The 13230-nt window shown below is 50.9% G+C and carries 16 protein-coding genes; 6 read left to right on the top strand and 10 right to left on the bottom strand.

Going from position 1 to position 13230, the window contains the following annotated elements; translation table 11 throughout:
• Window positions 1-54: 54 nt before the first annotated feature.
• From potH to rlmC, 4 genes are all read left to right on the top strand, one after another.
• A complete protein-coding gene (potH, locus tag RHD99_RS16755; RefSeq protein WP_374708492.1) occupies window positions 55-957 on the top strand; it encodes a putrescine ABC transporter permease PotH in 903 nt (300 codons plus the stop codon).
• A complete protein-coding gene (gene potI, locus RHD99_RS16750; protein WP_183270916.1) occupies window positions 954-1799 on the top strand; it encodes a putrescine ABC transporter permease PotI in 846 nt (281 codons plus the stop codon). Before potH ends, potI begins: the two co-directional genes overlap by 4 nt.
• Before the next feature lie 111 nt (window positions 1800-1910).
• Complete coding sequence (locus RHD99_RS16745) at window positions 1911-2345, top strand: YbjO family protein (protein ID WP_309875348.1); 435 nt, start codon at window positions 1911-1913, stop codon at window positions 2343-2345.
• Window positions 2346-2390: 45 nt separating this feature from the next.
• Window positions 2391-3518: a 23S rRNA (uracil(747)-C(5))-methyltransferase RlmC gene (gene rlmC / locus RHD99_RS16740; RefSeq protein ID WP_309875346.1), complete on the top strand. Its 1128-nt coding sequence runs from the start codon at window positions 2391-2393 to the stop codon at window positions 3516-3518.
• 61 nt (window positions 3519-3579) lie between these two features.
• On the opposite strand, the gene RHD99_RS16735 is transcribed toward rlmC, so the two are convergent.
• From RHD99_RS16735 to RHD99_RS16705, 7 genes are all read right to left on the bottom strand, one after another.
• Window positions 3580-3720, bottom strand: a complete 141-nt coding sequence (locus RHD99_RS16735; RefSeq protein WP_309875344.1) for a hypothetical protein — start codon at window positions 3718-3720, stop codon at window positions 3580-3582.
• A gap of 37 nt (window positions 3721-3757) precedes the next feature.
• A complete protein-coding gene (gene artJ / locus RHD99_RS16730; RefSeq protein WP_183270914.1) occupies window positions 3758-4489 on the bottom strand; it encodes an arginine ABC transporter substrate-binding protein ArtJ in 732 nt (243 codons plus the stop codon).
• A 163-nt stretch (window positions 4490-4652) separates the two neighbouring features.
• Window positions 4653-5321, bottom strand: coding sequence for an arginine ABC transporter permease ArtM (gene artM / locus RHD99_RS16725; protein WP_183270913.1), 669 nt, complete (start codon window positions 5319-5321; stop codon window positions 4653-4655).
• Window positions 5321-6037: an arginine ABC transporter permease ArtQ gene (gene artQ, locus RHD99_RS16720; protein WP_309875340.1), complete on the bottom strand. Its 717-nt coding sequence runs from the start codon at window positions 6035-6037 to the stop codon at window positions 5321-5323. The genes artM and artQ overlap by 1 nt, the downstream gene beginning before the upstream one ends.
• A gap of 5 nt (window positions 6038-6042) precedes the next feature.
• Window positions 6043-6774 carry an arginine ABC transporter substrate-binding protein gene (gene artJ, locus RHD99_RS16715; protein ID WP_064557457.1) on the bottom strand — a complete coding sequence of 244 codons (732 nt, stop codon included), beginning with the start codon at window positions 6772-6774 and terminating at the stop codon, window positions 6043-6045.
• A gap of 19 nt (window positions 6775-6793) precedes the next feature.
• Window positions 6794-7522, bottom strand: coding sequence for an arginine ABC transporter ATP-binding protein ArtP (gene artP, locus RHD99_RS16710; protein WP_064557670.1), 729 nt, complete (start codon window positions 7520-7522; stop codon window positions 6794-6796).
• Between the two features lie 212 nt (window positions 7523-7734).
• Window positions 7735-8262 (bottom strand): lipoprotein, encoded by a 528-nt coding sequence (locus RHD99_RS16705; protein ID WP_309875336.1) that lies wholly within the window; start codon window positions 8260-8262, stop codon window positions 7735-7737.
• A gap of 107 nt (window positions 8263-8369) precedes the next feature.
• Between RHD99_RS16705 and RHD99_RS16700 the strand changes: the two genes are divergently transcribed.
• Entirely contained in the window at window positions 8370-8693 is a 324-nt protein-coding gene (locus RHD99_RS16700) for a heavy metal-binding domain-containing protein (RefSeq protein WP_183270910.1), read from the top strand.
• A complete protein-coding gene (locus RHD99_RS16695) occupies window positions 8690-9535 on the top strand; it encodes an N-acetylmuramoyl-L-alanine amidase (RefSeq protein WP_309875333.1) in 846 nt (281 codons plus the stop codon). Before RHD99_RS16700 ends, RHD99_RS16695 begins: the two co-directional genes overlap by 4 nt.
• 40 nt (window positions 9536-9575) lie before the next feature.
• Here the strand turns inward: RHD99_RS16695 and RHD99_RS16690 are convergent, their stop codons facing one another.
• From RHD99_RS16690 to ltaE, 3 genes are all read right to left on the bottom strand, one after another.
• Window positions 9576-10586 (bottom strand): 3-beta-hydroxysteroid dehydrogenase, encoded by a 1011-nt coding sequence (locus tag RHD99_RS16690; RefSeq protein ID WP_183270908.1) that lies wholly within the window; start codon window positions 10584-10586, stop codon window positions 9576-9578.
• A gap of 92 nt (window positions 10587-10678) precedes the next feature.
• Window positions 10679-12127, bottom strand: coding sequence for an SDR family oxidoreductase (locus RHD99_RS16685; RefSeq protein WP_309875330.1), 1449 nt, complete (start codon window positions 12125-12127; stop codon window positions 10679-10681).
• A gap of 17 nt (window positions 12128-12144) precedes the next feature.
• A complete protein-coding gene (gene ltaE, locus RHD99_RS16680; RefSeq protein ID WP_309875328.1) occupies window positions 12145-13146 on the bottom strand; it encodes a low-specificity L-threonine aldolase in 1002 nt (333 codons plus the stop codon).
• Between the last annotated feature and the right edge of the window lie 84 nt (window positions 13147-13230).

Genomic DNA, 13230 nt, shown 5'->3' with positions numbered 1-13230 from the left:
GAAATGAGCACGATTACCGAACGCCCGGCCGAGCCACCGGCCAGCAGTTTTAAAATGTGGCTGGCAAAAATGCAAATGCTCCATGGCCGTAAGGTTGTGATTGCATTGCCGTACTTGTGGCTGATTTTGCTGTTTATGCTGCCGTTCTTGATTGTCTTCAAGATAAGTTTTGCTGAAATAGCCCGGTCCATTCCACCTTATACCGATCTCATCACCTGGGCTGACGATCAGATTTCACTGGCGCTGAATCTGGCGAACTATCTCCAGCTCACTGACGATCCGTTATACGCAGATGCCTATTTACAGTCGCTGCAAGTCGCTGGGGTATCCACAATATGCTGCTTGCTGCTGGGTTATCCGCTGGCGTGGGCGGTGGCACACAGTAAATCATCAACGCGTAACATTCTGTTATTGCTGGTGATTTTACCTTCATGGACCTCCTTCCTGATCCGCGTTTATGCCTGGATGGGCATACTGAAAAATAACGGTGTACTGAACAACGTATTGATGTGGCTAGGGGTTATTGACCAACCATTGGTGATTCTGCACACCAATCTTGCGGTCTACATCGGTATTGTTTATGCCTATTTGCCGTTTATGGTGTTGCCGATTTATACCGCGCTGACGCGACTCGATTACTCGTTAGTGGAAGCGTCGTTAGATTTGGGGGCTCGCCCGCTGAAAACATTCTTCAGCGTGATCGTGCCACTGACCAAAGGCGGCATTATCGCGGGCTCCATGCTGGTGTTTATTCCGGCGGTGGGGGAGTTTGTTATACCGGAACTGCTTGGCGGGCCAGATAGCATCATGATTGGTCGTGTTCTGTGGCAGGAGTTCTTCAATAACCGGGATTGGCCAGTTGCGTCAGCGGTAGCGATAACCATGCTTATCCTGTTGATAGTGCCGATCATGTGGTTCCACAAATATCAAAACAAAGCTGCGGAGGACCACGCATGAACAATTTACCGGTAGTGCGTTCACCGTGGCGCATTGTGATTTTAGCCATTGGATTTACCTTCCTCTACGCACCGATGCTGATGCTGGTTATCTATTCATTTAACAGCTCAAAACTGGTGACCGTCTGGGCGGGGTGGTCGACTCGCTGGTATGTCGAATTGTTCCAGGACTCCGCGATGATGAACGCCGTGGGGCTAAGTTTAACTATCGCGGCAGCAGCGGCGACGGCAGCGGTGATCCTTGGGACTATTGCCGCCGTCGTTATGGTGCGTTTTGGTAAATTCCGTGGCTCCACGGGTTTTGCCTTCATGCTCACCGCACCGCTGGTTATGCCTGATGTCATCACCGGTCTGTCACTGCTGTTGCTGTTTGTCGCGTTAGGGCACGCTATCGGCTGGCCAAGTGACCGTGGCATGCTGACGATTTGGCTGGCTCATGTGACATTTTGTACCGCGTACGTTTCTGTGGTCATCAGCTCGCGCTTGCGGGAGTTGGATCACTCAATCGAAGAAGCGGCGATGGACCTGGGGGCAACCCCGTTGAAGGTCTTCTTCGTCATCACCGTCCCGATGATTGCGCCGGCGATTGTCTCCGGTTGGCTGCTGGCGTTCACCCTCTCGCTTGATGATCTCGTCATTGCCAGCTTTGTCTCAGGGCCGGGTGCGACAACGTTACCGATGCTGGTATTCTCAAGCGTCAGAATGGGGGTTAATCCTGAAATAAACGCATTGGCGTCTATAATTTTGGGCGTGGTTGGGATTATCGGATTGATTGCCTGGTGGTTTATGGCGCGAGCGGAAAAGCAACGTCTACGCGACATCCAACGTGCAAGGCATAGCTGAAAGGTTTAAAATCTGGTAAAACCCACAGTGCCGCGCTTGTCGCGGCACTGTGTCGTATGGAACACGAGGTTTGCGGAAATTTTCAGGAAACGAAGTCAAACACAAGCGAAATTGAACGCTCCCACATTAGTGCTGGTGGCGGCAATTGCTATTCTTACTACACGAATCCTCGATTTGATGTTGATTTTCAACATGCTCGGTGTGAGTGGAGCGCTTGATTTCATTCACCGTAGCGTGCAAACCTGGAGCCTGACGCTGATTTTCCTCGGTAGCCTGGTGATGCTGTGTATCGAATTACGCTGTGCGTTTGTCATCATGAAAGGGCGTAATTGGGGACGCTGGCTGTTTCTTGCCACGCAGGTGATTACCGTTAGCTATTTATGGGCCGCGTCACTCGGCTGGGGTTATCCTGAACTGTTCAGTATCCCTGGTGAGTCAAAACGAGAAATATTCCGTTCACTCATGACGCAGAAACTACCCGATTTGTTGGTGCTATTTTTGCTGTTTATCCCTTCTCGGAGTCGGCTTTTTTTTAAACTTCAATGACAGCGTAGTGCTACAATCTACGCCCCCCGGTTTCAGGATGTAATTATGCATTGCGTGCTCTATCAGGCTAATCGCTGCCGCTCTTGTCAGTGGATTGAACAGCCGGTTTCCGAACAACTCACCGCCAAGATGAAGGAACTTCAGCATTTGCTGGAGGGTATTGCGGTGCAAGAGTGGTGCGCGCCAGTCAGCGGCCCTGAGCAGGCATTCCGCAATAAAGCCAAAATGGTGGTCAGCGGCAGCGTAGAGAAACCACTGTTGGGGATGCTGCATCGCGATGGTACACCTGAAGATTTAACCGAGTGTCCGCTGTATCCGGCTTCATTTCAGGCTGTGTTTACCGTACTGAAACCGTTTATCGCGCGTGCGGGACTTACGCCCTATAACGTGGCGCGCAAACGCGGTGAATTGAAATATCTGCTGCTAACGGAAAGTCAGTTAGACGGCGGCATGATGCTGCGTTTTGTTCTGCGATCAGAAGCAAAACTGGAACAGCTCCGCTCTGCACTCCCCTGGTTGCAGCAACAGCTCCCGCAGCTAAAAGTGATTTCTGCCAACATTCAGCCCGTGCATATGGCGATTATGGAAGGCGAGCAGGAAATCCCATTAACCGAACAGCAAGCGCTGGAAGAACAGTTTAACGGTGTGCCGCTGTATATTCGTCCGCAAAGCTTCTTCCAGACGAACCCAACCGTTGCGGCATCTTTGTACGCCACGGCTCGTGACTGGGTGCGTAAGCTGCCCGTCAAACATATGTGGGATTTGTTCTGCGGGGTGGGTGGGTTTGGCCTGCACTGTGCAACGCCCGATATGAAACTGACCGGAATTGAAATTGCCCCTGAGGCGATTGCCTGCGCACGTCAGTCAGCGGAAAAACTTGGATTAACGGATATTCAATTCCAGGCATTGGATTCAACGAAATTTGCCACTGAACAGCACGATGTACCCGATCTGGTATTAGTGAATCCTCCACGGCGTGGAATTGGCCAGGCACTCTGTTATTTTTTGAATAACATGGCCCCGAAATACATTATCTATTCAAGCTGCAATGCGCAGACGATGGCGCGGGATATTGCGTCGTTGGCGGAATACCGGGTAGAACGTGTGCAATTGTTCGATATGTTCCCGCATACCGCGCATTACGAAGTGTTGACGCTGTTGGTGCGAGCTTAATTTTTCCCCTCACCCTAACCCTCTCCCAAAGGAGAGGGGATTTTCTTTTTCACTTTTCTTTTCACCCTCTCCCAAAGGAGAGGGGATCTTCTTTTCCACTTTTCTTTTCACCCTCTCCCAAAGGAGAGGGGATCTTCTTTTTCACTTTTCTTTTCACCCTCTCCCAAAGGAGGGGGATCTTCTTTTTCACTTTTCTTTTCACCCTCTCCTGTGGGAGAGGGGCGGGGTGAGGGCATCTTTTACTGAGGGAACCACTGGGCGCTGATCTTCTGATATGTCCCGTCAGCTTTAATTGCCGCCAGCGCCGTATTCAATTTCGTTAACAGTGCCGGGTTATCCGGGCGTACTGCAATACCCAGCCCCGTTCCAAAATATTCTGCATCGGTAACGTGGCTGCCAACAGTCCCTAATTGTGGGTTGGTCTTCAGCCACTCATTTACCACTGCCGTGTCACCAAATACTCCATCAATACGGCCATTTTTCAGGTCGATAATCGCATTCTGGTAGCTATCGTAAGAAACCGTTTTAATTTCCGGATGCTTTTCCTGGAGATATTTCTGGTGTGTGGTGCCATTTTCCATACCGATACGTTTGCCTTTCAGTTCATCAAAAGAGTTAAACGCACCTTTTTTGGCAATCACGACCGCCGAGTTGGCGTAGTACGGTGTAGTAAAGGAAACTTGCTTGCTACGTTCAGGCGTAATATCCATACCTGAAATTACCGCATCATATTTGCGGAATTTAAGTGACGGGATCAAACTGTCAAATGCGTGGTTTGTGAACGTGCACTCTGCCTGCATTTGTTTGCATAAAGCTTTAGCCAGGTCGATATCAAAACCGACGATCTGATTATTAGCATCAAGTGATTCAAATGGCGGATAAGTGGCAGAAGAACCAAAGTTGATTTTGTCGGCTGCGGCCACGTTGAATGCGGCTGTAGCGAACATGGCGGCCAAAATAAACTTCTTCATTTGTGTTGCTCCCGTCTGTCGTGTTTTATTGTTTTCACCGTTTCTCGGCGTAAAAAAATCATGCCAGCAAATGAATTTATATGCAAATAAAATGTATAATTATATTTATCGGGATGCAAAAAAGGCGGGGAAGTCCCCGCCTTTTTGAGTGATTAACGATATCTTAATTACGGCGTTCGAACGCCAGCGCCCGGCGTTCTATCACTCGCATTAACAGCGTGAGTAATCCGTTAACGACCAGATAAACCAAACCTGCGGCACCGAATACCATCACATCGTAAGTACGACCGTACAGAAGTTGCCCATGGCCCATGACTTCCATCAGCGTAATGGTGTACGCCAGAGAAGTACTTTTAAACACTAAAACCACTTCGTTCGAGTAAGAAGAAAGTGCGCGTTTAAATGCATAAGGCAGCAAAATCGCGAGGGTATCTTTCTTGCTCATACCCAAGGCGCCACACGACTGCCACTGACCATCAGGAATAGCGCGAATAGCACCGTAAAACAGTTGCGTGGTGTAGGCTGCACTGTTTAAAGACAGCGCAATCAATGCGCACAGCCACGGTTCAGAAAGCAGGTGCCACAAAACAGGGTAGTTTTGAATCGACGGAAACTGACCAGGGCCGTAGTAAATCAGGAATATTTGCACCAGCAGCGGAGTGCCAGTGAACAGCGTGATATAACCACGGACAATCCACACCAGCACCGGGGTTTTCAGCGTCAAAACGATGGTGAAAAACAGCGCTAAAATCAGCGCGACAACAATGGATGCCGCGGTGAGTGTCAGACTGGTGTGCAGGCCTTTCAACAGTTCCGGTAAATACTCAAGCATCAGCCGGGTCTCCGTTCAAAACGTGTCGCTCGTTGGTCAATACGCTGAAGAACGTACTGGCTGATGAGGGTGATCACGAGGTAGATCGCGGCAGCAACCACATACCAGGTAAACGGCTCCTGAGTACGGGTGGCGATACTTTTAGTCTGTAACATCAAATCGTTGACGCTAATCAGCGAAACCAGCGCAGTATCTTTTAGCAATACCAGCCACTGATTACCTAATCCGGGTAGCGCATGACGCCACATTTGCGGCATCACCAGACGGAAGAAAATTGCGGCTTTCGACAAACCTAACGCCTGGCCGGACTCCCATTGCCCAATTGGCACGGCTTTAAGTGCGCCACGCAAAGTCTGCGAAGCATAAGCCGAGTAGAGCAGGGAAAGTGCGATCACGCCGCACAGGAACGGGCTGACATCGAAATTCTCAATCTGTAATTGGATAGGGATTTGCACAAAACCGAGGTTGAGCACAAAACCATCTGAGAGGATCAGCAGCAACTGTGAGGAGCCGAAATAAATAAACAGCACCACCAGAATTTCAGGCAAGCCGCGCAGCACCGTTACCAAAGCTGAACCCAGCCAGGCAATCGGACGCCATTTTGCAGACTCCCACACGGCAAAAATCATCGCCAGAGCCAGGCCGATGATCAGCGCACAAACGGCAAGGCCGACGGTCATCCCGGCGGCGCTCGCTAAAGTAAACATTTCGTTCATTCAGATTACTTCTGGAACCATTTTTCGTAGATGGTTTTGTACGTCCCATCTTGCTTCACTTTTTCCAGTGCGGTGTTGAATTTCGCTTGCAGGTCAGTGTTGCCCTGACGAACCGCGATGCCCAAACCGGTACCGAAGTAGTCTTTATCCGTGACTTTATCGCCAATAGCGGCCAGTTTAGGATCGGCTTTCAGCCATTCGGTGACCACTGCGGTGTCACCAAATACGGCGTCAATACGGCCGCTTTCCATATCCAGCTTGGCGTTCATGTAGCTGTCGTAAGGAACGGTGGTAATTTCTGGATGTTTATCCATGATGAATTTCTGATGCGTGGAGCCGTTCTGCATACCCACTTTCTTGCCTTTCAGCGCACTAATATCAGCAATTTTGCCTTTCTGGCCGACAAACAAAGCAGAGTTTTCATAATACGGGCTGCTGAACAGAACCTGTTTTTCACGCTCTGGAGTGATATCCATACCCGAGATAACCGCGTCAATACGGCGGAATTTCAGGCTTGGGATCAGGCTGTCAAAAGCCTGGTTGCTGAAAGTACAGGTTGCATCGATCTCTTTACACAGCGCGTTTGCCAAATCGACATCAAAACCAACGATCTTATTGCTGGCATCCATAGATTCAAATGGAGGGTAAGACGCTTCCATAGCGAAACGAATAGTTTGTGCAGCCGTCGCGGAAAGGCTCAGGCTGGCTAATAATGTGGCAAGCAGAACTTTTTTCATGGTTATTTTCCCGGATACATCAGTGTGACAGATAGAATTTAAACGCTTCGGTCTGTGGTTTTGCGAAGCAACTCGCATCACCTTGTTCAACGATGTGGCCATTTTCCATGTAAACCACGCGGCTTGCGGTTTTACGCGCAACTTCTACTTCGTGGGTAACGATGACCTGAGTGATGTTGGTTTCAGCCAACTCACGAATGATGCTGACGATTTGCGCGGTGATTTCTGGGTCCAGTGCTGCGGTCGGTTCATCAAACAGCAGGATCTGTGGTTCCATCATCAATGCACGGGCAATCGCGACACGCTGCTGCTGACCACCAGAAAGGTGGAGCGGATACCTGTCCATATAGGGTTTCAGGCGTAAACGCTCAAGCAGTTTATCGGCGCGAAGGCGTGCTTCATCTTTGCTGATCCCAAGGACGCGGCAAGGCGCTTCCATCAGGTTTTGCAGCACGGTGAGATGTGGCCAAAGATTGTATTGCTGGAACACCATACCCACGTTGCGACGCAACTCACGGATGGCTTTGTCGCCAGGCGCTTTTGCAAAGTCGAAATGGTTGTCTGCAATGGTGAGTTGCCCGGAGCGCGGCATCTCAAGCAGATTGAGTACGCGCAGAAGCGAGCTTTTGCCTGCGCCGCTTGGACCAAGCAGCACCAGCGTTTCGCCCTGTGGGCAACTAAGAGTGATATCGAACAGCGCTTGATGTGCGCCGTAAAAACAATTAATGCCGTTTAGTTGAATACTCATGCGCATAAGTTGAATAGCAATTGAAGCCGCAAAGGGTACCTTTAACAGAATAGTTATGCAATCTTTGTGCGTTAAAACCTAAAAATAACTACTCGCGTGCATTAAAGGTAGCACAAAATAGCGAGGCGGGAGGGAGGTAAGAATAAATGTCGGAGTTATTGAAAAATTCCAGACTATTTACAAGGGTTACCTTCCCTCTCCCGCAGTGGAAATTACTCGGTTTCTATGGCCTGACGCAGGCTGCCAGAAGGCGCATGGCTGTTTACGCCAAGATAACGCACGTCATCGACAGCCCAACACTGGCCTTCACGAATCATCAGCACTTCATCTTGCCAGCTTTGACTACCTTTAGTGAGGTTGACACGCAGCGGGATATTGCGCGCATCGGTGTTAGGAATGGTAGACGCGGAGGCTACTGCGGCACTGTCTGCGCCATCTGCGTTGCTGGTAAACATGTTGCTGCGCATAAAGTCATTTTGCGCATTAGGCGATGCGCTGGCTTTTTGCATTTGCTGTGCCAGCGCATCACTCATATACGGACGCAAGCCGGTAATCGCGCTGCTGCCCTGAGTTTTATGGCTTATTTGATAATCGTAAAATTTCTGCGCCACGCTATCCGGGCCGCCGTCAATGCAAGGGCCGCTGTGGGTGCCAATGTCTTTAAAAGCGGGCGTTACGGGGGTAGTACAGGCCGTGAGTAACATCGCGCACGGAAGAAGAACCAAAACTGAGCTGCGCATTTTTATTTCCTTATCTTCTCAGGAGGACTAACTTAGCATAGCGTATCGTTGTCAAAATGCGTGGCAGGTAATGCGCTAAGATGTTGATACAAAGAGAGGAGAAGCTTATGCAATTTACAACTACCCCAACGCTCGAGGGGCAGAGCATTACAGAATATTGTGGCGTGGTGACTGGCGAGGCGATTCTGGGCGCCAATATTTTTCGCGACTTTTTTGCTGGGGTGCGCGATATCGTCGGTGGCCGTTCCGGTGCATACGAAAAAGAGTTACGTAAAGCGCGTGAGATAGCCTTCAGGGAATTACAGGAACAAGCAGAAGGTTTGGGTGCCAATGCGGTAGTCGGTATCGATATTGATTACGAAACCGTGGGCAAAGAGGGAAGTATGCTGATGGTGAGCGTCACCGGTACTGCGGTTAAAACGCGCCGATGAAAGCTCGCCTGGTCACGCTTTTCATTGCGGCTCTGCTGGCGGGGTGTTCCAGCAAGCCTGAGGTTAGCGATAAAAACGTCGTCGATGAGGGCGATTTTAAAGTCGACACGAGCCACAGCGCGCAGGCTGCGTATCCGCGTGTGAAAGTGTTAGTTATTCACTACACCGCCGATGATTTCACCGGTTCGTTATCCACTTTAACTGACAAAAATGTCAGTTCTCATTACCTGATACCCGATACACCACCGATCTCTGGCGGCAAGCCGGTAATCTGGCAACTGGTGCCTGAAAGTGAATTGGCGTGGCATGCAGGGGTGAGTTTCTGGCGCGGTGCGACGCGAATCAATGACACTTCGATTGGCATTGAGCTGGAAAATAAAGGCTTTACGCGCGTTGAACGGGTAAATCAATTTTACCCGTTCAACGCTGCGCAAATTTCGGTACTGGAAAAACTGGCGAAAGTGATTATCGCTCGTTATCAAATCCAGCCGCAAAACGTGGTCGCCCATGCGGATATTGCCCCACAACGTAAAGTTGACCCTGGCCCATTATTTCCATGGCAGCAACTGGCGCAACAGGGCATCGGTGCCTGGCCGGATGCTAACAGAGTCGCCTTTTATCTGAATGGCCGTGGGCCTTACCAACCCGTGGACAGGCGTAGCTTGCTCGATGTGTTATCGCGATATGGTTATCAAGTGACGCCTGAAATGACGTGGGAGCAACAAAAGAGAGTGATTCAGGCATTCCAGATGCATTTCCGCCCAACAAAATATTCCGGTGATGCGGATGCTCAAACTCAAGCGATTGCTGAAGCGCTACTCGAAAAGTACGGGCATGGCTAAACCCTCTGGTTTGCGAATTGCAACCAGGAGGGTTTATTACTTAGCGAATCAACGTACCGTGGTCACGCAACCAGAGCGCGGTACGGCGTATACCTTCATCCAACGTCACAATCGGTTGATAACCTAATTCCGTTTCGGCTCGCGTCGTATCCAGGGTGAGATCAAAATTAAGTTTCGATACCCCGTAATGCGTCAGCACAGGTTCTTTGGCCGATTTATTGCCAAAACGCTCCATGCTGCGGGCAATCATATCCAACATCGGATAAGGAACGGAGCGAATGCGGCATTTGATCTCTAAGTCATCGATAAGCTTTTGCACGATCACGCGCAGCGGGCGAGCTTCCATATTAGTGATGTTATATGCGCGCCCTGAGGGCAACGTTTCGCAACGCTCTGTTGCGAGCCACATCGCATGCACCGCATTCTCGATATAAGTCATATCTACCATCGCATCGCCGCCGCGTGGCAACAAAACGCTGCCGTAGTGGCGCATCATCTGTACCAGCCGCGGGAAAAAGACTTTGTCATGCGGGCCAAACAGACTTTGCGGACGCAGAATGGTAAAGCGCGTGTGTGGGTTTGATTGCGCGAGCAGCTGAATCACTTCTTCGCTGGCGGCTTTGCTGCGGGCAAATTCATTGGCAAAGCGGACAGGGCGAAAATCTTCGCTGATATTGCGATGGTGGTGATAATCAAAGTAGAGCGAAGGGGAGGAAATGTGCACGAAGTTACGTACGCCCCAGGCAACGGCCCATTCACCTAAGCGACGGGTGGCTCGGACGTTTGCAAGATCGAACGCTTCCTGAGTCCCCCACGGCGAAGTAAAGCTTGAGCAATGCCAGAGTGTATCGACATCGGCCAGCATCACCTTGGCCTGCGAGGAAACCAATTCGGTAAGGTCAGCGCGAATAAACTCCGCACCCATTTTTTCCAGCAGTTTTCCCATGGCCTCGTTGCGCCCGGTTGCCCGAACACTGATGCCTTTTGCGCGAAGAAATTCGACCGCGTTTCGGCCTAAACCGCTGGTTGCGCCCGTTACCAGTACCTTCATTTAGACCAACTCATGGTAATTGAGATTTACGCTGCGCATTTTTCCGTGAAATGGCAGCGCTTGCAATGGGGAAGACCAAAGATTAGGAGAACTTAACGGACTTTATGTGACAATTGTTCGGAAAGTTGGCAAATCCGTCGGGCCATGCCTCGGAAAATAAACAAATGCGCGGGGATCATCACCAGCCAGTAGAATAAACCTGCGGTCCCATGTGGATGCCACCATGCGCGTACATCAAGCGAGCGATGCTTACCGTTATCACGTATCGTGAATGAAAGCCGGCCAAGCCCTGGCGCTTTCATACCAAATAACAGCGTTAACTCTTTTTGCGGTTCGACAATAATCACTTTCCAGCTATCGACCTGATCCCCCACCTCGAGCATTTCGCGTACCGGACGGCCTTTAGCCAGTTTATGACCGACGAGCAGATCCATTAAACCACGGGTTTTCCACAGAATATTGCCAAAGAAATAGCCTTCTTTGCCACCGATCTGATTGACCACCTGCCATAAATCTTCCCGTTCAGCAGAAGTATTGAGCGTACAACCCGCTTGTTTTGGGAAATAGCCATACTCCGGACGCCAACGGGCAAACGCCTGAGCGTCGTAACCCCAGTCTTGCGAGTTCGCGAGTTTGTTTTCGTCTTCAAGCGTCGCGCGTACGGCATCATCAAAGTTCAGGAGTTGCTGAGGGATCAACGCGCGTAATGCCCGATCGTCAGCCAGAAGATCGTGTTTCAACCCCTGGATCAGCGCTTTGGCAATGGTTGGCGGCACGGACGTTATCATGTTGAGAAACCATACCGAGATCCAACGGGTTGGCAGCGGAATGGGGATAAGTGGGCGATGCTTGCCACTGACCGCCATAAAACGCTCGAACTGTTGTTGATAGCTCAGGACTTCCGGCCCGGCGGCCTCAAAAAGTCGGTTTTCTTGTGAGGGATGGTTGAGCAATTCGATTAAATAATGCAGCAAATTTTCTAGTGCAATGGGCGTGGTGCGCGAACGAACCCAGCGTGGTGGCGTAAGCACTGGCAGGTTGTAAACCATATCGCGCATCACTTCGAAAGCGGCGGAACCGGCACCGACGATAATACCGGCGCGGATCTCCGTCACCGGCACGCCTGAATCACTCAAAATATCGGCCGTAAGCTGGCGTGCGCGCAGATGCTCTGAGTCACCGTCACCTTCTGCGGCTTGTAGCGAACTGAGAAAGATCAGCTGTTTAACCGGATGCGCACGCAGCGCATCGCGTAAATTGAGTGCGGTCTGACGTTCATGGGCCACGAAATCTGCCCCGTCGCCCATGCTGTGCACCAGATAATAAAGCGTATCGACATTGTCCAGCAGTGCCGGAAGGGTTTCCGGCCACTGTAAATCGACATGGCGACAAACGACGTCAGGCCAGGGTTGTTTCTCCAGCCACTCAACTCGCCTTGCGGCAGCCGTAACGTGATGCCCGGCCGCGGCAAGTTGCGGCACCAAATGTTGGCCTATATAGCCGCTTGCGCCGAGCACCAGAATGTTTTGTGGCTGTGTCATCGTCCCTGATCCTCAGCTTAGCGCTGTAAAAAAGCCTGCCAATGGGAAACCACTTCGGCTAACTGCTGGCGATTCACATCAAGGTGCATCACCAGGCGGGTGATTGGCCCTGCACTCATTAAAATGCCGCGTTCTTTCATGAAGTTGCCGAGGCTTTCAGCTTGCTCTACCGGGACGCGCACAAACACCATATTGGTGTCCTGGCGGGTCACATCAACGCCGATTTCGCGCAATTCGCCCGCCAGCCAATGGGCGTTGTCGTGGTCGGTTTGCAAGCGTTGCACGTTGTTTTCAAGTGCGTACAAGCCCGCTGCTGCCAGAATACCGGCCTGACGCATACCGCCGCCGACCATTTTACGCCAGCGAGTGGCACGCTTAATGTATTCACGGCTGCCGACTAACAGCGAGCCAACCGGCGTTCCCAGACCTTTAGAGAGGCAAATGGTAAAGGTATCGCAGTAGCGCACCACTTCTTCAAGCGTGCAGCCATATGCCACCACCGCGTTGAAGATACGCGCGCCATCAACGTGCAGCGCCAGATTGTGGTTGCGGCTAAAGTCCCAGGCTTGTTGAAGATACTCGCGCGGCAGAACTTTGCCATTATGGGTATTTTCAAGGCTGAGCAGTTTGGTGCGCGCAAAGTGGATATCGTCAGGTTTGATTTTCGCGGCAACTTTGTCGAGCGGCAATGAACCGTCAGGATTGGCGTCGATGGGCTGCGGTTGAATACTGCCTAATACCGCGGCGCCACCGGCTTCATACAAATAATTGTGGGCTAATTGCCCAACAATATACTCTTCACCGCGTTCGCAGTGGCTTAGCAACGCAACCAGGTTTGCCTGAGTGCCGGTTGGCAGAAATAACGCTGCTTCTTTACCACTGATTTTAGCGGCGTAATCTTGTAGTTCATTGACGGTAGGATCATCACCGTAGACATCATCACCGGTCGGTGCGGCCATCATACGTTTGAGCATTTCATCACTCGGGCGGGTTACGGTATCGCTGCGCAAATCAATCACGGTGGGTCCTTATTATCCAGAATTGTTCCCCCAAAATAATTCAAGTTGCATCGCGGCGGCAAGAGAGCGCAGCCAACAAAGATG

The organism is Buttiauxella selenatireducens, from assembly GCF_031432975.1.
In the GTDB taxonomy this organism is placed as follows: domain Bacteria; phylum Pseudomonadota; class Gammaproteobacteria; order Enterobacterales; family Enterobacteriaceae; genus Buttiauxella; species Buttiauxella selenatireducens.
Note: the sequence above shows the minus strand (reverse complement) of the source record. Positions and strands in the feature narration are given on the sequence as shown.